Below are 19,750 nucleotides of genomic sequence, written 5' to 3' on the forward strand. Positions count from 1 at the left end.
TTGCTACAGGCGCGCTTATAGACGGGGTGGGGCCGGTTGATCCAGACCATGCGTTGCAATCGCTGCAAACTGTTGCAAGGGATTGCAACCGGCCCGGCACCATGTCAGCTTGCAGACAACACGAACCAACAGGGCCACGCCATGTCCACCTGCGTATTCATCCAGATCCGCTGCAAACCCGGCACCACCTATAAGGTCGCCGAGGAAATCGCGCTGCGCGAAATACACTCAGAGCTTTATTCCACTAGTGGTGAGTTTGATCTGATGCTCAAGCTCTACATCCCCGAAACCGAGGATGTAGGCCATTTCATCAACGAACACCTGCTGGTGATTCCCAATATCGAACGCTCGCTGACGACGATGACGTTCAAGGCGTTTTAACCCAACTCAAACGTTGTCACGCCATAGATGCGGGTCAGGTCGATATCCGGTTGATCGCCGGAATACATCCGGGCGGTTTCGAACACTTTCGTAAGACCCAGCTTGTCGGCCAGTGCAAAGGCGGCGTTGTTGGGTTGTGGCATGTCGATGAACACCTCTTGCCCACTTTGATCTTCGGGCAGTGCCGCCAACATGCTTGCAAGCAGTGCTTCGGCAATGTCGGCGCGGTCCGCAAACAGCGGCCCGACCTTGTATCCGGTCCGACAGGGGCGCAGCGTGGCATAGCCTTTGATCTGCCTGTCTTCGGTAAACATGCGGGACACATGGCCGCTTGCGCTCAGCCAACCATGCAGGAACGCATCGCGCCGGGCTGGGAAAAGCTGACGATCATAGTCCCTTAACGCATCTGAAACGGTGCTCAGCACATCAACACCAGCGGTCGGTGCCAGCGCGCCTAGGATATCTGCAACCCGCCCTGAAAAGCGGTAGTTGTTATAGGCAAAGGTGAACCCGGATTTCCGGTAGTTGTCCTGCTGCTCGACCACGCCATCCAGACCCATGTTGCGCCCGGCACAGTGGGCCAGCGCGTGCTGCGCAATCTCAAGCCCGTGGCCATGGTGTCTGTATTCTGGCTTGACGATGTAGAAACCTAAAAAGGCAAAATCATCGTCGTAGTTCACCGCCGAGACAGACGCGATCAATTCGCCATCCAGAAAACCTCCTAAGAACCCATCGGGATCAGTTGTACGAAAGCACTCGGCATCGTGACGACCCGGATTCCACCCCTCGCGCCCGGCCCAATCCACAGCCTCCTGCAACTCATCAGCGGACAAGGGGCGGATAACATAATTAGACATGCGAACATCCCGTGTTGCGAATTGCATTCAGAATGCCGCAACCGGGGCAGAAGAACCAGCATGTTTGGAAGGTTTGGTATCTGGAGCGGGCGAGGCGATTCGAACGCCCGACCCTAACCTTGGCAAGGTTATGCTCTACCCCTGAGCTACGCCCGCATCAGATACACATGTGGTCCGAAGACCTCTCAATGGAGCGGGCGAGGCGATTCGAACGCCCGACCCTAACCTTGGCAAGGTTATGCTCTACCCCTGAGCTACGCCCGCGCCGTTGAGTGAGGAGGGATGTATAAATTCCCACGCGGGGCTGCAAGCGGAAAAACACAAAAAGCGGGAAAAATCTTTTCGACGGAATCCGGCCCGTGATCCGTTCAACCCGTAATGCAAATCATTAAAACACAGGCAGGAGGTGCCGTCATGATATCCGTTGCAGACCTGAAGATCGTGACACTTGCCGCGATGATTCTGATCGGCGCTGCCATCCTGAAGCCGGACCTGCATGAACATGATCAGTTCACACCGGTTCTGCTGGGTGCACCGCAGATCGAAACAACCGTTCTGGCAGGGTAACACCCGCCAGACGGCCTAAAGCGCCAGAATCAGGTTTGCGAAAGCCGCCCCCAGAATGGCGAGGAACGTCAGGCTCATGCCGGCCTGCCGCAGGATGACGATCTGCGGCGTTCGCCCAAATCCGTACGCATGCAAAAGACGCCCCGCCAGCAACATCAGCCCCAGCAGATGGACCAATATTCCGGCCGCGCCCTGAAGCTCAACCATGGCAATCAGCAGCAGGGAAATCGGGGCGTATTCGGCGCAGTTCGAGTGTGTCCGTATCGCCTTGATCATCAGCTTGCTGCCACCATCCCCGACCGAGATCTTATCGCTGCGTCGTTGCAGGATCACTTTGACGCTGAGTGCGACGTAGAGAAGTGCGACCAAGGCCGCATAGATCGGGGTGATTGCAAGCATAATGGGTCTCCGCTCAATCATAGAAAAAGGCCGTGCGGTCTCCCACACGGCCTGACGAACATTAGGTTGTTTTCCGTCTTATTCCAGTTCGATCAGAAGGTCCTTTGCGTCAATCTGGCCGCCGGGCTGGATATGCACGGCTTTGACTGTCGCATCACGCTCGGCATGGATACCGGTTTCCATCTTCATTGCCTCGATGGTCAGCAGCATGTCGCCTTCCTTGACCTGCTGGCCTGCGGTGACGGTAACCGTGGCCACAACACCCGGCATCGGCGCACCGACATGATCGGGGTTGCCGACCTCGGCCTTTGGGCGCGCCTGTGTGGTTGATGTGACCATCCGGTTCGGCACCCGGATCACACGCGGCTGGCCGTTGAGTTCGAAGAACACCTTGACCTCGCCTTTTTCATCCGTCTCGCCGATGGCCTGACACCGGATTTCCAGCGTCTTGCCGGGGTCGATCTCGGCCGTGATCTCTTCGCCGGGCTCCATACCGTAAAAGAAGGTGCGCGTGGGAAGGGTACGGACCGGGCCGTAAATCCGGTGACGGCCCATGTAATCCAGAAACACCTTGGGATACATCAGGTACCCGTTCAGGTCCTCGTCATCGACCTCTTTGCCTTCCAACTGCTTGGACAACTCGGCGCGGGTGGCTTCAAGATCGACGGCAGGCACGTCCTTACCGGGGCGCTGGGTGTTGGGGGCCTCGTCCTTCAGCACCTTCTTGATGATGGTGTTCGGGAATCCTCCCGGAGGCTGACCCAGATTGCCGCGCATCATGTCGACGACCGAGTCGGGAAAGGCCACATCTGTCGCCGGATCCTCGACCTGTTCGCGGGTCAGGCCCTGACTGACCATCATCAGGGCCATGTCGCCAACAACTTTCGACGACGGCGTTACCTTTACGATATCGCCGAACATCTGGTTCACATCGGCGTACATCTGCGCGACCTCGTGCCAGCGCTCTTCCAGACCCAGACTGCGCGCCTGCGCCTTGAGGTTGGTGAACTGACCGCCCGGCATCTCGTGCAGATACACCTCGGACGCCGGGGCCTGCAGGCTCGATTCGAAGGCCGCATATTGACCGCGCACGGCCTCGAAGTAATCGCTGATCTCGCGGATGGCCTTGATGTCCAGCCCGGTGTCGCGGTCGGTGTGGCGCAGGGCCTCGACCACGGTGCCCAGCGTCGCCTGGGACGTGTTGCCGCTGAAGCTGTCCATTGCGCAATCCACCGCGTCCACACCCGCCTCAGAGGCGGCAAGGATGGTGGCGCTGGCGATGCCGGCCGTGTCATGGGTGTGGAAGTGGATCGGCAGTCCAACCTCTTCCTTCAGCGCCCGGATCAGAATCTTGGCCGAGGCTGGTTTCAGCAGGCCCGCCATATCCTTCAGACCCAGAATATGCGCGCCTGCGTCGCGCAGTTCCTTGGCCATGCCGACATAGTATTTCAGGTTATATTTGGCGCGATCAGGATCCAGAATATCGCCGGTATAACAAACGGTGCCCTCGCAGATCTTGCCGTTGTCGATAACAGCATCCATCGCAACACGCATGTTCTCGACCCAGTTCAGCGAGTCGAAGACGCGGAAGACATCAATGTTTTTCGATGCCTGGCGCACGAATTCCTGCACCACGTTGTCGGGGTAATTGGTGTAACCAACCCCGTTCGCACCCCGCAGCAGCATCTGCGTCATCAGGTTCGGCATTGCCTCACGCAGGTCGCGCAGTCGCTGCCATGGGCATTCCTGCAGGAACCGGTAGGCCACGTCGAAGGTCGCACCGCCCCAGCACTCGACCGAAAACAGCTGCGGCAGGTTCGCGGCATAGGTTGGCGCCACCTTGATCATGTCGATCGACCTCATCCGGGTCGCCAGCAGCGACTGGTGTCCGTCTCGCATGGTGGTGTCGGTGATCAGCAGCTGCCGCTGCGCCTTCATCCAGTCGGCCACAGCCTGCGGGCCTTTCTGCTCCAGCAGGTTGCGCGTGCCCATCCGCGGCTCAGCCTTCGGCGCGGGGGGCTTGGCGACTTTCAGGTCGGCACGAGGTTCGGGGCGGCCCTTGGTTTCGGGATGACCATTCACCGTGATATCGGCGATATAGGTCAGAACCTTGGTGCCCCGGTCGCGGCGGCGCTTGAAGGCAAACAGATCCGGCGTCGTGTCGATGAACTTAGTGGTGTATTCATTCGACAGGAAGGTCGGGTGCTTCAGCAGGTTGATGACGAAATCGATATTGGTGCTGACGCCGCGAATACGGAACTCGCGCAGGGCGCGGTCCATCCGGCTGATCGCCTTCTCGGGCGTCGGCGCCCAGGCGGTGACCTTTGTCAGAAGCGAGTCATAATACCGCGTAATGACACCGCCCGCATACGCGGTTCCGCCATCCAGACGAATGCCCATGCCCGTGGCCGAGCGATAAGCGGTGATCCGACCATAGTCGGGGATGAAGTTGTTCTGCGGGTCTTCTGTGGTGATCCGTGTTTGCAGCGCGTGACCGTTCAGATGCACCTCGGCCTGACTTGCGGCACCGGTAGCTTCGGCCAGCGTTTTGCCCTCGGCAATCAGGATCTGCGCCTGAACGATGTCGATCCCGGTGACTTCTTCGGTGACCGTGTGTTCGACCTGGACCCGGGGATTCACCTCGATGAAGTAGAATTTGCCGGTCTCCATATCCATTAGGAACTCGACAGTGCCTGCGCATTCGTAATTCACATGGGCGCAGATCTTACGGCCCAGTTCGCAAATCTCGGCGCGCTGTTCTTCGCTCAGGTAAGGGGCAGGGGCGCGTTCGACGACCTTCTGGTTCCGGCGCTGGACCGAACAGTCGCGTTCATAAAGGTGATAGATCTCACCATGCTTGTCGCCCAGGATCTGCACCTCGACATGGCGGGCACGGGTGATCATCTTTTCCAGATAACCCTCGCCATTGCCAAAGGCGGCCTCAGCCTCGCGGCGGCCTTCCAGAACCTTTTCTTCCAGCTCGTCTTCCGACTGGATCGGGCGCATCCCGCGTCCGCCGCCGCCCCAGGACGCCTTGAGCATCAGCGGGTATCCGATCTCGGCGGCCTCCTTGCGGATCGCGTCCATGTCATCACCCAGAACTTCGGTGGCCGGAATGACAGGCACACCGGCCGCAATGGCCACGCGCCGCGCGCTGGCCTTGTCACCCAATGCGCGCATGGTCTCGGCCCGGGGGCCGATGAAGGTGATGCCGTTCTTGACACAGGCATCCACGAAATCGGGGTTTTCGGACAGCAGGCCATAGCCCGGATGGATCGCATCCGCACCGCAATGCTTGGCCACGCGGATGATCTCGTCAATCGACAGATACGCCGCGACCGGACCCATGCCCTCGCCAATCTGATAGGCCTCATCCGCCTTGAACCGGTGCAGGCCCAGTTTGTCTTCTTCAGCGTAAACAGCGACGGTGCGTTTGCCCATCTCGTTTGCTGCGCGCATGACGCGGATGGCAATCTCGCCGCGATTGGCGATCAGGATCTTGTTGAAGTCTGTCATATCAGGTCCCGGTCTTTGGTGTTTGGGCGTCTTATTGGGCGGAGAATACGCACAGGTACATCCGTTCTTCTGGGTAGAACCGGCATGTTATCGCTCGCAAACGCCCTTTGGCCTCGGCACACTTATAGGGATGCCGCGTTGCAGCATCAATAATTTAGCGTTTCGTCTCAAACTGACATAGATCGGCCAGTCCCATCTGGCCCATATTCGCGTGCAGATCCTGCCTCAGGATTTCGATCACATGCGCCGGGCCTTTGGCGCCAAGTGCCGCAAGACCGTACAAAAAAGCACGCCCCAGCATGACAAAGTCCGCGCCCAGCGACAGCGCACGCAGGATATCCAGCCCGCCTTCGACACCGCTGTCGAAAATCAGCGGCAGGCGGGTCGCGCTCCGGATTGCGGGAAGAACCTCGATGCTGGCCGGGGCTGCATCGAACTGTCGGCCCCCGTGATTCGACACCCACAGGGCGTCCACACCCACCTGTTCCAGCCTGTCTGCGTCCTCGGGGCGCAGTATGCCTTTCACGACGAACGGTCCGTCCCAATTATCGCGCAGCCATTTGACGTAATCCAGATCCGGCGAGGTCCGCAGCAGGTATCCGACATGGGCCGTCGGCGGCAGATCACCAGGGTCATCGATATACTTGTCCAGTGTGCGCATGTGCGGAACGCCGCTGCGCAGCATGCCCAGGGCCCATGCAGGTCTTTGGGCGATCTGTGCCAGCAGGCGCGGTGTCAGTTTCGGCGGCTGCCGCAGGCCCGAGCGCGTCTGCCGCTCCCTGCGCGAGGCGACAGGGACGTCAGCGGTCAGAACCAGAGTTCGAAATCCGGCCCCGCGCGCCCGGTTCAGCATGTCCATGCGAATTTCTGGGTCCCTTGGCGGGTACAGCTGGAACCACGCGTTCTCGCCCAGATAGGGGGCCAGGTCTTCGGGGCTCTGACTGGCCACCGTCGATAGCGAATAGGGAATGCCTGCCTTGGCGGCGGCCTGTGCCAGCAACCGCTCTGCATCAGGCCAGACAAGCCCGGACATCCCGATCGGCGCAATACCGAAGGGCAAAGGACAGGTGCCGCCCAAGATTTTCACTGACGTATCGAATTCAAGCTCCCCATGCAGGATCGAGGGGCTCAGACGGACATCATCCAGCGCCTTTCGATTGCGATGCCGCGCCGTTTCTATCCCGGTGCCACTGTCGATGTATTCCCATACGAAGTGCGGCAGCCGACGGCGTGCGCGGCGTTTCAGATCGGGAATACCGGGATAAGTGCTGTGCAGGTCCATAAGGTTTGATCCGACCTGCGGGGCGATTCGGCAAGGTTTTCAAGCGGCTTCCGGCGATGGGCGTTTATCCGTTGCGGGAACGCGCCCGGCCTGCTCCAGCGCTCCGGCGGCGACGTGAACCTGATTGCGCCCCTTGTCCTTGGCGACATACAGCGCATCATCCGCGGCACGCATCAGATCCTGCGGCATGGTGCCGTGGGCGGGGTAATGCGCGACCCCGACCGAGATTGTGATACGGGGCAGGGCCTTTTCGCTATAGCGGACAATGACCGCCTCAACCGACTGGCGCAACTGCTCGGCCCGGGTCATGGCATCTTCGGGGCTGTTGTCGGGCAGGATCAGCATGAATTCCTCACCGCCGATGCGGCAGGCGATCTCGTCCCGGTCGCAGCCCTGTTCCAGCGCCGCGCCGACCGCGCGCAACACCATGTCTCCGGCGTCATGACCATGCGTGTCGTTGAATTTCTTGAAGTGATCGACGTCCACGGCAATCAGGCTCAGCGCGGCGCCGGTCTGTTGGCTGCGGCTGATGGCCTTGCGCAATGTCTCAGTCATGTGGCGGCGGTTGAACAGCCCGGTCAGCGGGTCGCGCACCGACTGGTCATGCAGCTGATCGCGCATACGGACATTGGCGATTGCCATGCTGATCTGTTCGGCGCACAGCTGCGCCAGCTTGCGGCTTTTGTGGAAACAGGCCTCACGCCCCTCAGCTGCACGCAGATGCAACAGACCAACGGTTTCCCCGTGGGCCAGAATGGGAAAACAGAAATAGGGACGCCCGTCATGCGGTTCGGCATGTTCGCAGACAAAATCGATCTCAGAGGCACCGAACTCATAAGTCCGGCCGCGCCTCAAACCCCAGCATCCTTCCGGATGGATATGAGATTTATGCGTTCCCCCGTTCCAGCTGGCACATCCGTCCAGCACATCGCGCGAGTTGGAATAGACGTACACGCTTCCCTCGGCCTCGGGCAGGATATGGGTCATAAAGCGCGCCACCATGTCAAAAAGCTCATCCAGTGAGCGGCTTGATTGCAGCCATTCGTTCAACTCGCCCAGCAGGCGCACCTCACGCGCCAGGCGAAGCTGCTCTCCCATCAGTTCGCGTTCTTTCACGGCCCGTTTGCGCAAATCACGCATCTGGCGGCGGTTGGTGCGGTGGACAATCAGTATGACAGTGGTCAGTGCTAGCAGCGCGACACCGCTAAGAAACACCAACGACCAACGCACACGGGTAATGAACAGGGTCCTGAGATCGGTGATGTCCGAATAGAACTCGATAGCGCCCAGGAATACGCCATCCACGGTGATCGGCGTATAGACTTCTGCCACATGGCGGCTGCCCGGGCCGGTTCGCTTGGCGGGGTCGTTGTCAAATGAATCAACCTCTGTCGCGGGCTTTTCTTCGTGGTTGTAGTAGACCCTTCCGGCGGCGACGACCGACTGGAAGTAAGGTTTTGTATTCACGGCCCCAATATCGTTTGCCCGGGTCGACCAGAACACCTGACCGGATGCGTCAAACAGCTTGAACCGATAAATATCCGAGGTTTCGGGCAACAGCATCAGGAATTCCGCGTCATGCTCGTTCAACTCATGGAACCGAAACGTTGCATCCAGATTGTTCAGATGGCTTTCGACCTGACGGCTTAACCGCATGGCGTCTTTTCGCAGGTCCGATTCCAACATGCGGTCTACAACCGGGGCAGGGGTCGCATAAATCCCCCATCCCGCTGCCGCTGTCAGCGCGATCAGAATCAAGGTCACACCCACAAGTTTCAGACGTGACGACCCGCCCTCCAGTTCCGTCGCTTCCATCTGTTCCACTCCCGCAGCCATGGAACCAGCATCCGGGTCAGGACTTGACAGAGGGTTAACAGCCCTACAGGGCAGCGGCATCTTTGTTTAGAATTGAATGCAAAAAGACGTGAAAAATCCCCGCGAACAAGCCGTGAACAAACTCTTTCCCTTGGCGATCATCCGGCGTAGTTTGGGGGCATGAGCAGTTTTGACGAAATGGACGCCTTCGAAGGCGCATCCCTGTCGGCGCGGGCTATGGCCGTGCGCCCTTCGCCCTATCTGGATGATCTGAACCCGGCGCAACGTGACGCGGTCGAACGTCTGGACGGCCCGGTTCTGATGCTGGCCGGGGCGGGGACTGGCAAGACCAAGGCGCTGACGGCCCGGATTGCGCATCTGCTCAACACGGCGCGCGCGCGCCCGAACGAGATTCTGTCGGTGACCTTCACCAACAAGGCCGCGCGCGAGATGAAGGAACGAGTAGGCCGCTTGCTGAGCCAGCCAGCTGAAGGAATGCCATGGCTGGGCACCTTCCATTCCATTTGCGTCAAACTGCTGCGCCGCCACGCGGAACTGGTCGATCTGAAATCGAACTTCACAATTCTGGACAGCGACGACCAGCTGCGCCTGCTCAAGCAATTGGTTCGGGCCGCCAATATCGATGACAAACGCTGGCCGGCGCGGATGCTGGCGGGGATCATCGACGACTGGAAAAACCGTGCGCTGACGCCCGACAAGGTGCCTGTGGCGGATGCCGGGGCCTATAACAACAAGGGCATTGAGCTCTATGCTCAATACCAGACCCGCCTGCGCGAGTTGAATGCGGTGGATTTCGGCGACCTGCTGTTGCACATGGTCACGATTTTTCAGACCCATCCGGATGTTCTGGAACAATACCAGCGCTGGTTCCGCTACATCCTTGTGGATGAGTATCAGGATACCAACGTTGCCCAGTACCTGTGGTTGCGGCTGCTGGCCGGGGGTCACAAGAACATCTGCTGCGTGGGCGATGACGACCAGTCGATCTATGGCTGGCGCGGGGCCGAGGTCGGCAACATCCTGCGGTTCGAAAAGGACTTTCCCGGTGCCTACGTGGTGCGGCTGGAACAAAACTACCGCTCGACCCCACATATTCTGGCGGCGGCTTCCAACGTCATTCGGGGCAACGAAAGCCGTTTGGGTAAAGAGCTTTGGACCGATGCCAAAGACGGCCACAAGGTCAACCTGATCGGCCATTGGGATGGCGAGGAAGAGGCCCGCTGGATCGGTGAGGAAATCGACGCGATGCAGGGCGGGACGCGCGGTATCCGTCCGATGAACCTTGATGAGATGGCGATTCTCGTCCGTGCCTCGCACCAGATGCGCGCCTTCGAGGACCGGTTCCTGACCATCGGTCTGCCCTATAAGGTGATCGGCGGCCCGCGTTTCTACGAGCGGATGGAGATCCGCGATGCCATGGCCTATTTCCGGCTGGTGACCAGCCCCGAGGATGATCTGGCGTTCGAGCGGATCGTGAATACGCCTAAACGCGGATTGGGCGACAAGGCGCAGCAGGCCATTCAGATTGTGGCGCGCGAGAACGGCGTGTCTCTGGTCGAAGGTGCCCGGATCGCAGTCGACAATGGGCTGATCAAGGGCAAGGGCGGCAAAGCGCTGCGCGAATTGATCGACGGGTTGGCCCGGTGGAATGCGATGACACGCGGTCCCCGGATTGAGGTCGATGATGACACTGTTATCGATGATGGGGTTTCGCCGATCCGATATGGCGCGCCCGAGCATACCCATATCGAACTGGCCCAGATCATTCTCGACGAATCCGGCTATACGGCCCATTGGCAGAACGACAAGACCCCCGAAGCGTCGGGGCGTCTGGAAAACCTCAAGGAACTGGTCAACCAACTGGACAATTTCGAAAACCTGCAAGGGTTTCTGGAACATGTCAGCCTGGTCATGGACAATGAGCAGGATGGTGACGGCGCTAAAGTCTCGATCATGACCCTGCACGCGGCCAAGGGGCTGGAGTTTCCCGTCGTTTTCCTGCCGGGGTGGGAAGACGGGCTGTTCCCCTCGCAGCGGTCGATGGACGAAACCGGCCTCAAAGGACTCGAGGAAGAACGCCGTCTGGCCTATGTCGGCATCACCCGCGCCGAAGAGGTTTGTACGATTTCCTTCGCCGCTAACCGGCGGGTATTCGGGCAATGGCAGAACTCGATGCCGTCACGGTTCATTGACGAGTTGCCCGAGGACCATGTCGAGGTGCTGACACCTCCGGGCCTTTATGGTGGCGGTCATCAGACGGCGGGCATAGAAACCCGCGCGGCCGAAGCCAACGTCTATAACTCGCCGGGCTGGAGACGGCTGCAGGCGCGGCAGGGCCAATATGGCATGTCGCAACCCCGCGAAAGCCGCAACACGGTGATCGACGCCACCGCACTGGCCAGTTTCACGCTGGGCGAGCGGGTGTTTCACCAGAAATTCGGTTATGGCGCGGTGATCGGGATCGAAGGTGACAAGGTCGAGGTCGATTTCGACAAGGCGGGCATCAAGAAAGTGGTCTCGCGTTTTCTGACCAACAAGGATGACGTCCCGTTCTGAGGCGTCATATCCCGTCGACCAGAACCAGATTGGTGGTTGCGGTGGCCTTTCGGATCTTCGCCAGTTCGATGTAATCCGGGTCGTCCTTCCAGGCTTTCGCCGCTGCAAGATCCGGAAACTCCATCAACACAATCCCGCCTTCTGGCCAATCGCCTTCGATCCGTTCGACCGGTTTGGATGAGACCGTCAGCAGGCGACCGCCGTGGCGGTCGAAGATCGGCATGAAACCTGCCAGATAGCCCTGGTACCCGTCGGGGTCGTGAATGTTGATCTGCGCAATGAAATAGGCGGCCATGGCGTCCTCCGCATCAGAAGTCAGGATGCCATCCTACACCAGTGTCTGAAAAACAAAAAACGGCGGTTCCCAGGGAGGAGGAAAGGGAACCGCCGTCTTGTCAACATCAGAGCAGGGAGGAGGAGAGCCCTGATGTATGCGAACCCGGGTTTGAACCCGGTATGAGGAAGACGCGGCGATGTCAGGGAGGAGGAAGACATCGCCGCGCGCTTTCAACATCAAGGCAGGGAGGAGGAAGCCCCGATGTATCCGTGTCCGGCAGGTTGAGGCCGGTATAAGGTGCGGCAACGTCAGGGAGGAGGAAGACGCTGCCGCTGATTACAGACCCTAAGGGAGGAGGAAGGGCCTGATCTCAGTATGCGTGTTGCGCTTATCGCGCGGATTGTTCGCTCGCTGCCTGCATGGCAACGCGGCGGATCATCGAGCGGTGCAGGCCAAGATCGGCTAGCTCGCGGTTCGACAGAGCGGAAAGTTCATTGACGGTCTGGCGGTACAGGCGATAGCGTACGAACCGGGTCTTTGCGTTTTCCAAAACTGCGCCAAAACCAAACGCCGGTGCGTTCTTTACTGCTGTATGCGTGCTTGCGACTGCCATGCTCTTCATCCGTATCTTTTTGTCTTGCCGGTATCGTCCGGCCCTTGCTTGAGACTGAAGATAGGCAAATGCTGCAATTGCACAATAGGTCACGACATCAATGCTGCTATGCAGCAAATGCATAGATTGGCTCAGTTTTTTCTTCCTGCCGCGATGCGCCTTGAAAATATGGGGTCGACCCTAGGTCAGCTTTGTCGGCGGCATCTGGCCCTTCCCGATAGCCTGCCTTTGAATTGAGCGCACTCGGCGGGAAAATGGGCAAAACATATCCGTTCTGATGTTGACAAGGCATGGGTAAATCGCTCGTGGGAAATCATGGGGCGATGTGGTCGCGCGGGGGAGAATACTGGAAAGCGATCCGAAATTCTGAACGATTCGAAGGGCTGATTGTGCATTTGGGGCCAATATTTCCAGTCCAAAAGAAAAGCTGGCAAAATTCTTGGGAAATCGCGGGAAAAAATTCGGCCGCAGAATTTTCTATATATTGGGGCGTGTTTTTCATCGCACGCTAAAACTGGTGTCGTGGGGCTCGAATCCTTCAATGATATTCCGCTCTGGCCGTGTTCCGCATGACACGCTGCGCAAATTTCCTATTGATTTCCATGAATTCCCATGTCATCCCTAATACATCCGATGAGGACGAGGCAGCAGGGGCACCAAACGACCCCGACCAAAAATATTCAGGTTTCATACAGGCATCTCGCTTTCATCAACCAAGAGATCCGGCGCGCGGGCGAGCAGACATCCCCCCAGGTGGCGCGCGCAGCTGGACATCCCGCTTAGCGGGTCAATGCGGCGGGTTGATCAGTGGCAGCAGATCAACCCGCCGTTTTTCATCCGGGGGGACCGTGAATTCAAGGTGGGGCGCAAGCGAAAGGGACAGTCGTCTTGGCGCGCAGGTTTAGAGGTGAGAGCCACCACAAGGTGGATACGAAGGGCAGGGTGTCGATCCCGGCCTCGTTTCGCCGTGTGCTTGAATCGTCCGATCCCAACTGGCAGCCCGGTGACAACCCTGAACTGGTGATTGTCTATGGTGACCACCGCCGCAAGTTCCTTGAATGTTATACCATGCAGGCGATTGACGAGGTTGATGCCAAGATCGATGCCCTGCCGCGTGGCTCGATGCAGCGGCGGATGTTGCAGCGCATGTTCCATGGTCAGTCTTTCCCGACCAACGTGGACGAAACCGGGCGTCTTGTGCTACCCGCCAAGCTGCGCAGCAAGATCGGTCTGGAAGGCGAGGCGTTCTTTATTGCCGCAGGCGACACCTTTCAGATCTGGAAACCCGAGACCTACGAGGTCGAGGAACTGGCCAAGACCGAAGAATGGATGGATGATCTGCCGGACGATTTTGATCCGATGCAGTTCCTAGATGGCACCGGGGATGCGTAACGGCATGGCCGGCGCTGCGTCCTCATCAGAAAAACCACATATTCCCGTTCTGCTGCGCCCCTTGCTGGCTGCGGTTGCGCCGGTCACGGGCATCTGGCTGGACGGCACGTTTGGCGCGGGCGGCTACACGCGCGGGCTGTTGGAGGCCGGGGCGGACAAGGTCATCGGTGTAGACCGAGATCCGCTGGCCTTTGAAATGGCGGCAGATTGGGCGCAGGATTACGGCGACCGGCTGGTGATGCAGCCCGGCGTATTTTCGCGCATGGACGAATATGCGCAGGACCTGGACGGCGTTGTACTGGATCTTGGCGTGTCCTCGATGCAGCTGGATCAGGCCGAGCGCGGGTTTTCCTTCATGAAGGACGGTCCGCTGGATATGCGGATGAGCCAGCAAGGCGAAAGCGCCGCCGATCTGGTAAACACCGCGACCGAGGCGCAACTGGCCGATATCCTGTTCCACTATGGCGAAGAACGCGCCAGCCGCCGGATTGCCAAGGCGATTGTCAGGGCACGAACCGAGGCGCCGATCACAACAACCCTGCGACTGGCCGAGATTGTCGAATCCTGCCTGCCGCGTCCGAAACCGGGGCAATCGCATCCCGCAACGCGCAGTTTTCAGGGCCTGCGGATCGCGGTGAATGCCGAATATGAAGAGCTGTTTCAGGGCCTTATGGCTGCCGAACGTGCGCTGAAACCTGGTGGGCAGCTGGCCGTTGTCACCTTCCATTCCATCGAGGACCGGATGGTCAAACGGTTCTTTCAGTCGCGCGCGGGCAAGACAGGGCGTGCGAACCGCTATGCGCCCGAGATGGAACAGGACCGGCCGCAATTTACGCTGAAGACCCGCAAGGCGGTGGGGCCCGACGAACAGGAATTGCAGGAAAACCCGCGCGCGCGCTCGGCCAAGCTGCGTGTTGCGATCCGTACCGATGCTCCGGCGGGGGAAATTGAGGCCCGCGCCATTGGAACGCCTCAACTTGGGGGAAGGGCAAGATGAAGAGTGTTTTGTATGTGTTGACTGCCCTGTCCGTGTTCGGATTGGCGCTTTGGGCCTATCAGGAGAATTATCGCACCCAACAGGTGGTGAAGGAAACGCAATCCCTGCAACGCGAGATCGGCATGGCGCAGGTGCGGCTGGCGGTCCTGAACGCCGAATGGGCCTATTTGAACCGCCCGGACCGGCTGCGAGAACTGGCAGACCTGAATTTTGAACGTCTTGGTCTGCTGCCTCTGCGGGCCGAACAGTTCGGGCGCGCCGACCAGATTGCCTTTGCCGAGGATCCTGACCTGCCCATCGTTGACCCGATTGAATTGCAGGCCATCACCGACATTCAGGCCTTGGCCGAGGTGCAGATCCCATGACGCGCACGCCCCTTCGCCCACTGGCCCGTATCCTTGACGCCCGCGCCCGGGGCGAAAACCCAAAGGCGATCGAGCGTGAAAACATCCGCAAGCGCCACGAAGACATGAAAGACCGCGCCCGCGCCCGCGCCGAAGGGCGTCTGCTGGTGCTGGGGTTGTTCTTCTTTTGCGCTTTCACGGTGGTTGGCGTCCGCATGGGTATGTTGGCAACGTCCGAGGCGCAGGAGCCGCTGGCCAATGCGCCGGGGGCTGCGATTGCCATGCAGCGCGCCAATATCGTCGACCGCGAAGGGCGCATTCTGGCAACCAATCTGGACACTTATTCCGTCTACGCGCAGCCACCGCTGATGATCGACCCGATTGCGGCAGCAGATCAGCTGGTCGCGATCTTCCCCGATCTGGATAAAGAGCGTCTGGTCAAGGACTTCACCGGCAACCGCAAGTTCCTGTGGATCAAGAAACGCATCTCGCCCGAACAGAAACAGGCCGTGCACGACATCGGTGATCCCGGCATCCTGTTTGGCCCGCGCGAAATGCGCCTCTATCCCAATGGCAAGCTGGCCGCGCACATCCTTGGCGGCTCCGGCTTTGGCCGCGAGGGCGTCAGCGCCGCCGAGGTGATCGGTGTGGCCGGGGTGGAAAAGCAGTTTGACGACTATCTGCGCGATCCCGCCAACGGCAACAAGCCGCTGCAACTGTCGCTGGACCTGACCATTCAGGCCGCGGTCGAACAAGTGCTCTATGGCGGTATGAAGATCATGAATGCCAAGGGCGCGTCGGCGGTTCTGATGAATGCGCATACGGGCGAGGTTGTATCCGCCGCCTCGCTGCCCTCATTCGATCCCAATGATCGTCCGCGCCCGCCGACCTCGGGGTTTGATCCCTCAGACAGCCCGCTGTTCAACCGCTATGTGCAAGGCGTGTACGAACTGGGGTCGGTCTTCAAGATTTTCACCGCCGCGCAGGCGGTCGAGCTTGGGCTGGTAAACTCGAACACCATCATCGATACATCCGGCCCGATGAAGATCGGGCGCTTCCCGATTGGTGAATTTAACGGCAAGAATTACGGCAAGATCAGCGTGGCGGATGTGATCGTCCACAGCTCGAACCGTGGCACCGGGCGTCTGGCGTTGCAGATCGGTGCGCAGCGGCAGCAGGACTTTCTGAATGCGCTCGGCATGTTCGAACCGACTCCGTTCGAGATTGTCGAAGCCAAGGGTGGTGTGCCGCTGATGCCGAAGAAATGGGGCGAGCTGAGCACCGTGACCATCTCCTACGGCCATGGCCTGTCAACCAGCCCGATGCATCTGGCGGCGGGATATGCGGCGATTGCCAATGGCGGGCACTATGTCAGCCCGACCATCCTGCGCCAGAACGGTCCGCAATACGGCCCCCGCGTGATGTCGCAGGGAACCGCGCGTCAGGCGCAGAAAATGCTGCGCAAGGTGGTGACGGATGGCACTGCCAGCTTTGGCGAAGTGCAAGGGTATGACGTGGCTGGCAAGACCGGCACGGCAGACAAGCCCAAGCCACGCGGCGGGTATTACGAAGACAAGGTCATCGCCACTTTCGCAACGATCTTCCCGGCCTACGATCCGAAATATGTTCTGATCGTCACGCTGGATGAACCCTCGATCGTGGCTTACGGTGAAAAACGCCGAACTGCAGGCTGGACAGCAGTGCCTGTAGCTGCCGAACTTATCGGTCGCGTGGCACCTCTGCTGGGCTTGCGTCCCCGGCTTGAGCCTGAGGCGGGCGCTGCTATAACGCTGACCTCAAACTAGGCTGTCCGGCAAGAGGTGGGTCATGGGCACAAGGTCAAAGAAACTCAGCCAACTGGCCCTGACCGCGCGAGGCGGGGTAAACCCCGAGATCACCGGGCTGGCCGTTGACAGCCGCGAGGTGAAAGACGGTTTCCTGTTCGCAGCCCTTCCGGGCACGCGGGTTCATGGTGGTTCGTTCATCCAATACGCCCTGCGCATGGGGGCCGCCGCCATCCTGACCGATGCCGAAGGGGCGAGAATCGCAGCAGCTGAACTTGCGGTGTCGGATGCGGCGCTGGTGGTTGTCGAAGACCCGCGTCAGGCGCTGGCCGGGGCCGCCGCCCTGTGGTTCGGCGCGATGCCGCAGACCATTGTCGCAGTCACCGGAACCAACGGAAAAACCTCGGTTGCCACCTTTGTGCGCCAGATCTGGACCGAACTGGGCCACGCGGCCGTCAACCTTGGGACAACCGGAGTCGAAGGGGCATGGACCGCGCCGCTGGCCCATACTACGCCCGAGCCGATCACCTTGCATCGCTGTCTGGCGGAAGCCGCCGAAAACGGCGTGACCCATGCCGCGATGGAGGCCTCGTCCCACGGCCTCGAACAGCGCCGCCTGGATGGCGTGCACCTGACCGCTGCCGGGTTTTCGAACTTCACGCAGGACCATCTGGATTACCACGAGACTTTTGAAGCGTATTTCGCAGCAAAGGCCGGGTTGTTCGACCGGGTTCTGCCACAGGATGGCACCGCGGTTATCAATCTGAGCGATCCCAAGGGGTCTCGGGTCCGCCGGATCGCCGAGGCGCGCGGTCAATCGGTGCTGACCGTCGGGTTGGGCGACGCCGATCTGTGCCTGATCAACCAGCGGTTCGATGCCACCGGGCAGGACCTGCGATTTGCGTGGCAGGGCCGAACCTTCCAGACCCGCCTGAACCTGATCGGAGGGTTCCAGGCCGAAAACATCCTGCTGGCTTGCGGTCTGGTGATTGCTGCGGGCGACAGCCCCGAACGGGTTTTTGAAACACTGCCGCATCTGACCACCGTGCGCGGGCGTATGCAGCTGGCCGCAACCCGCGACAACGGCGCGACAGTTTTTGTGGATTACGCGCACACCCCCGACGCCGTGGCCACCGCCCTCAAGGCGCTGCGTCCGCATGTGATGGGCCGCCTGATTGCCATTGTCGGCGCGGGCGGCGACCGCGATGCCACGAAACGCCCGCTGATGGGCAGGGCGGCCTCGAACTATGCGGATATGGTTTTCGTCACCGATGACAACCCGCGCAGCGAAGACCCCGCCGCCATCCGCGCCGCCGTCATGGCAGGTGCACTCGAGGCAGCGGGCGACGTCAGCGTGACCGAGGTCGGCGACCGCGCCGAAGCCATTCTGCGCGGCATCGATGCCCTGCAACCCGGCGACGCACTGCTGATTGCGGGCAAGGGCCACGAAACCGGGCAGGTCGTCGGCGATCAGGTACTGCCCTTTGATGATGTGGAACAGGCCAGCATTTCCGTCGCCGCGCTGGACGGGAGGGTCGCATGACGCTCTGGACAGCATCCGAGGCCGCTCAGGCAACGGGCGGGCGGGTCACGACCGATTGGACCGCTGATGGTGTCTCCATCGACACGCGAACCCTTCAACCCGGTGATCTGTTTGTTGCGCTGAAAGCGGCGCGGGACGGGCATGAATTCGTGGCCCAAGCGCTTGAGAAAGGCGCGGGCGCGGCTTTGGTCTCGCATATTCCCGACAACGTATCGCCTGATGCGCCACTGCTGATCGTCGATGATGTTCAGGCGGGGCTCGAGGCTTTGGGGCAGGCGGCACGCGCCAGAACGAATGCGCGTGTGGTGGGGGTGACCGGCAGTGTCGGCAAGACGTCGACCAAGGAAATGCTGGCCGTGATCCTCGAAACACAAGGCAAAACCCATGCCAGCGTGGCCAGTTACAACAACCACTGGGGCGTTCCGCTGACCCTTGCACGGATGCCGTGTAACACTGAATTCGCAGTGATCGAGATCGGAATGAACCATCCGGGCGAGATTGCCCCGCTGGCCCGGCAGGCCCGCCCGCATGTGGCGCTGGTTACAACCGTGGCGGCGGTGCATCTGGAAGCCTTCGAGTCCGTCGCTGGTATCGCCCATGAAAAAGCAGCGATCTTTGAAGGGCTCGAACCCGGTGGCGCGGCAATCGTCAATGCAGATATCGACCACGCAGACATCCTGCGCCAAACGGCGCTTGGGCAGGGGGCCGGGATCGTGGATTTCGGCCAAGGCGCAACGGATTACCGGCTGACCGACGTTCAGCAGGCGGCGAACACCGTGAAAGCCGAGGCAGCCGTTGGTGAACAGGTAATCCGATTTGAGGTGAACTCTGCCGGTACGCATTTCGCCATGAACGCGCTGGGGGCCTTGGCAGCCTGCGTTGAATTGGGTGTTGATCTCGATGACGCCGTCGCAGGTCTGCGCGCATGGTCCCCGGTCAAGGGGCGCGGCGTACGGGAAAGCATTCCTCTGCCCGGCGGCGGGCAGATCGAACTGCTGGATGACAGCTATAACGCCAACCCGACCTCGATGGAGGCCGCGCTGGATGTACTCGCTGCCTCACAAGGCAAACGCCGCATCGCCATTCTGGGCGACATGAAAGAGCTGGGCACACAGGAAGTGGCGATGCACGCCGCCATGGCCGATGCCGAAGCGATGGCACATGTCGATCAGGTGCATTGTATCGGCCCGTTGATGCGGGCACTGCACCACGCGCTGCCCCCTGCCAAACGCGGTCTCTGGTCCGAAACCAGCGCCGAGATGGCCGGACGGTTGCCGTCGCTGGTCAGGGACGGCGATACTGTTCTGGCCAAGGGCTCTCTAAGCATGGGATTGGCCTCGATTGTTGACGGTCTGCGCAAAATGGGGCAAGGGGGCGCGCTTGATGGGTGATCACGCCCATGCGCC

16 protein-coding genes and 2 tRNA genes are annotated in these 19,750 nt (G+C 60.2%); 9 read left to right on the forward strand and 9 right to left on the reverse strand.

Annotated features, from left to right (window positions below):
* Positions 1 to 141: 141 nt before the first annotated feature.
* Complete coding sequence (locus ACR0AM_RS04585; RefSeq protein WP_480482339.1) at positions 142 to 381, forward strand: Lrp/AsnC family transcriptional regulator; 240 nt, start codon at positions 142 to 144, stop codon at positions 379 to 381.
* On the opposite strand, the gene ACR0AM_RS04590 is transcribed toward ACR0AM_RS04585, so the two are convergent.
* The 3 genes from ACR0AM_RS04590 to ACR0AM_RS04600 all read right to left on the reverse strand — a co-directional run bounded on the left by ACR0AM_RS04590 (position 378) and on the right by ACR0AM_RS04600 (position 1,502).
* Complete coding sequence (locus ACR0AM_RS04590; protein WP_480622245.1) at positions 378 to 1,238, reverse strand: GNAT family N-acetyltransferase; 861 nt, start codon at positions 1,236 to 1,238, stop codon at positions 378 to 380. The genes ACR0AM_RS04585 and ACR0AM_RS04590 overlap by 4 nt on opposite strands.
* An 81-nt stretch (positions 1,239 to 1,319) precedes the next feature.
* Positions 1,320 to 1,394, reverse strand: a tRNA-Gly gene (locus ACR0AM_RS04595).
* A 33-nt stretch (positions 1,395 to 1,427) separates the two neighbouring features.
* Positions 1,428 to 1,502: transfer RNA gene (locus ACR0AM_RS04600), tRNA-Gly, on the reverse strand.
* A 150-nt stretch (positions 1,503 to 1,652) separates the two neighbouring features.
* On the opposite strand from ACR0AM_RS04600, the gene ACR0AM_RS04605 reads away from it, so the two are divergent.
* Entirely contained in the window at positions 1,653 to 1,805 is a 153-nt protein-coding gene (locus ACR0AM_RS04605; RefSeq protein ID WP_480475907.1) for a hypothetical protein, read from the forward strand.
* Between the two features lie 15 nt (positions 1,806 to 1,820).
* Here the strand turns inward: ACR0AM_RS04605 and ACR0AM_RS04610 are convergent, their stop codons facing one another.
* The 4 genes from ACR0AM_RS04610 to ACR0AM_RS04625 all read right to left on the reverse strand — a co-directional run bounded on the left by ACR0AM_RS04610 (position 1,821) and on the right by ACR0AM_RS04625 (position 8,817).
* Positions 1,821 to 2,204: an MAPEG family protein gene (locus ACR0AM_RS04610; protein ID WP_480516262.1), complete on the reverse strand. Its 384-nt coding sequence runs from the start codon at positions 2,202 to 2,204 to the stop codon at positions 1,821 to 1,823.
* A 78-nt stretch (positions 2,205 to 2,282) separates the two neighbouring features.
* Positions 2,283 to 5,720, reverse strand: coding sequence for a pyruvate carboxylase (locus ACR0AM_RS04615; RefSeq protein ID WP_480622246.1), 3,438 nt, complete (start codon positions 5,718 to 5,720; stop codon positions 2,283 to 2,285).
* A 154-nt stretch (positions 5,721 to 5,874) separates the two neighbouring features.
* A complete protein-coding gene (locus ACR0AM_RS04620) occupies positions 5,875 to 7,002 on the reverse strand; it encodes an alpha-hydroxy acid oxidase (protein ID WP_480622247.1) in 1,128 nt (375 codons plus the stop codon).
* Between the two features lie 39 nt (positions 7,003 to 7,041).
* Positions 7,042 to 8,817 (reverse strand): sensor domain-containing diguanylate cyclase, encoded by a 1,776-nt coding sequence (locus ACR0AM_RS04625; RefSeq protein ID WP_480622248.1) that lies wholly within the window; start codon positions 8,815 to 8,817, stop codon positions 7,042 to 7,044.
* A gap of 180 nt (positions 8,818 to 8,997) precedes the next feature.
* On the opposite strand from ACR0AM_RS04625, the gene ACR0AM_RS04630 reads away from it, so the two are divergent.
* On the forward strand, positions 8,998 to 11,394 hold the full coding sequence (locus tag ACR0AM_RS04630; protein WP_480622249.1) for an ATP-dependent helicase: 2,397 nt from the start codon (positions 8,998 to 9,000) through the stop codon (positions 11,392 to 11,394).
* Between the two features lie 4 nt (positions 11,395 to 11,398).
* On the opposite strand, the gene ACR0AM_RS04635 is transcribed toward ACR0AM_RS04630, so the two are convergent.
* Together ACR0AM_RS04635 and ACR0AM_RS04640 are read right to left on the reverse strand one after the other, a co-directional pair.
* Positions 11,399 to 11,689, reverse strand: coding sequence for a DUF1330 domain-containing protein (locus ACR0AM_RS04635; protein WP_480475919.1), 291 nt, complete (start codon positions 11,687 to 11,689; stop codon positions 11,399 to 11,401).
* 370 nt (positions 11,690 to 12,059) lie between these two features.
* Positions 12,060 to 12,284 (reverse strand): DUF1127 domain-containing protein, encoded by a 225-nt coding sequence (locus tag ACR0AM_RS04640; protein ID WP_480516274.1) that lies wholly within the window; start codon positions 12,282 to 12,284, stop codon positions 12,060 to 12,062.
* A gap of 924 nt (positions 12,285 to 13,208) precedes the next feature.
* Between ACR0AM_RS04640 and mraZ the strand changes: the two genes are divergently transcribed.
* The 6 genes from mraZ to ACR0AM_RS04670 are packed head-to-tail and all read left to right on the forward strand — an operon-like array spanning position 13,209 to position 19,735.
* Complete coding sequence (mraZ, locus tag ACR0AM_RS04645; protein WP_480475923.1) at positions 13,209 to 13,676, forward strand: division/cell wall cluster transcriptional repressor MraZ; 468 nt, start codon at positions 13,209 to 13,211, stop codon at positions 13,674 to 13,676.
* A gap of 4 nt (positions 13,677 to 13,680) precedes the next feature.
* Complete coding sequence (gene rsmH / locus ACR0AM_RS04650) at positions 13,681 to 14,673, forward strand: 16S rRNA (cytosine(1402)-N(4))-methyltransferase RsmH (protein WP_480622250.1); 993 nt, start codon at positions 13,681 to 13,683, stop codon at positions 14,671 to 14,673.
* On the forward strand, positions 14,670 to 15,038 hold the full coding sequence (gene ftsL, locus ACR0AM_RS04655) for a cell division protein FtsL (protein WP_480554072.1): 369 nt from the start codon (positions 14,670 to 14,672) through the stop codon (positions 15,036 to 15,038). The genes rsmH and ftsL overlap by 4 nt, the downstream gene beginning before the upstream one ends.
* On the forward strand, positions 15,035 to 16,822 hold the full coding sequence (locus ACR0AM_RS04660; RefSeq protein ID WP_480554073.1) for a peptidoglycan D,D-transpeptidase FtsI family protein: 1,788 nt from the start codon (positions 15,035 to 15,037) through the stop codon (positions 16,820 to 16,822). Before ftsL ends, ACR0AM_RS04660 begins: the two co-directional genes overlap by 4 nt.
* 22 nt (positions 16,823 to 16,844) lie before the next feature.
* A complete protein-coding gene (locus ACR0AM_RS04665; RefSeq protein WP_480604459.1) occupies positions 16,845 to 18,344 on the forward strand; it encodes a UDP-N-acetylmuramoyl-L-alanyl-D-glutamate--2,6-diaminopimelate ligase in 1,500 nt (499 codons plus the stop codon).
* The gene (locus ACR0AM_RS04670) at positions 18,341 to 19,735 is read left to right on the forward strand and encodes a UDP-N-acetylmuramoyl-tripeptide--D-alanyl-D-alanine ligase (protein WP_480516286.1); all 1,395 of its coding nucleotides are present in this window, start codon (positions 18,341 to 18,343) and stop codon (positions 19,733 to 19,735) included. The genes ACR0AM_RS04665 and ACR0AM_RS04670 overlap by 4 nt, the downstream gene beginning before the upstream one ends.
* Positions 19,736 to 19,750: the final 15 nt, after the last annotated feature.

It is taken from the genome of Ruegeria sp. AD9, assembly GCF_056542305.1.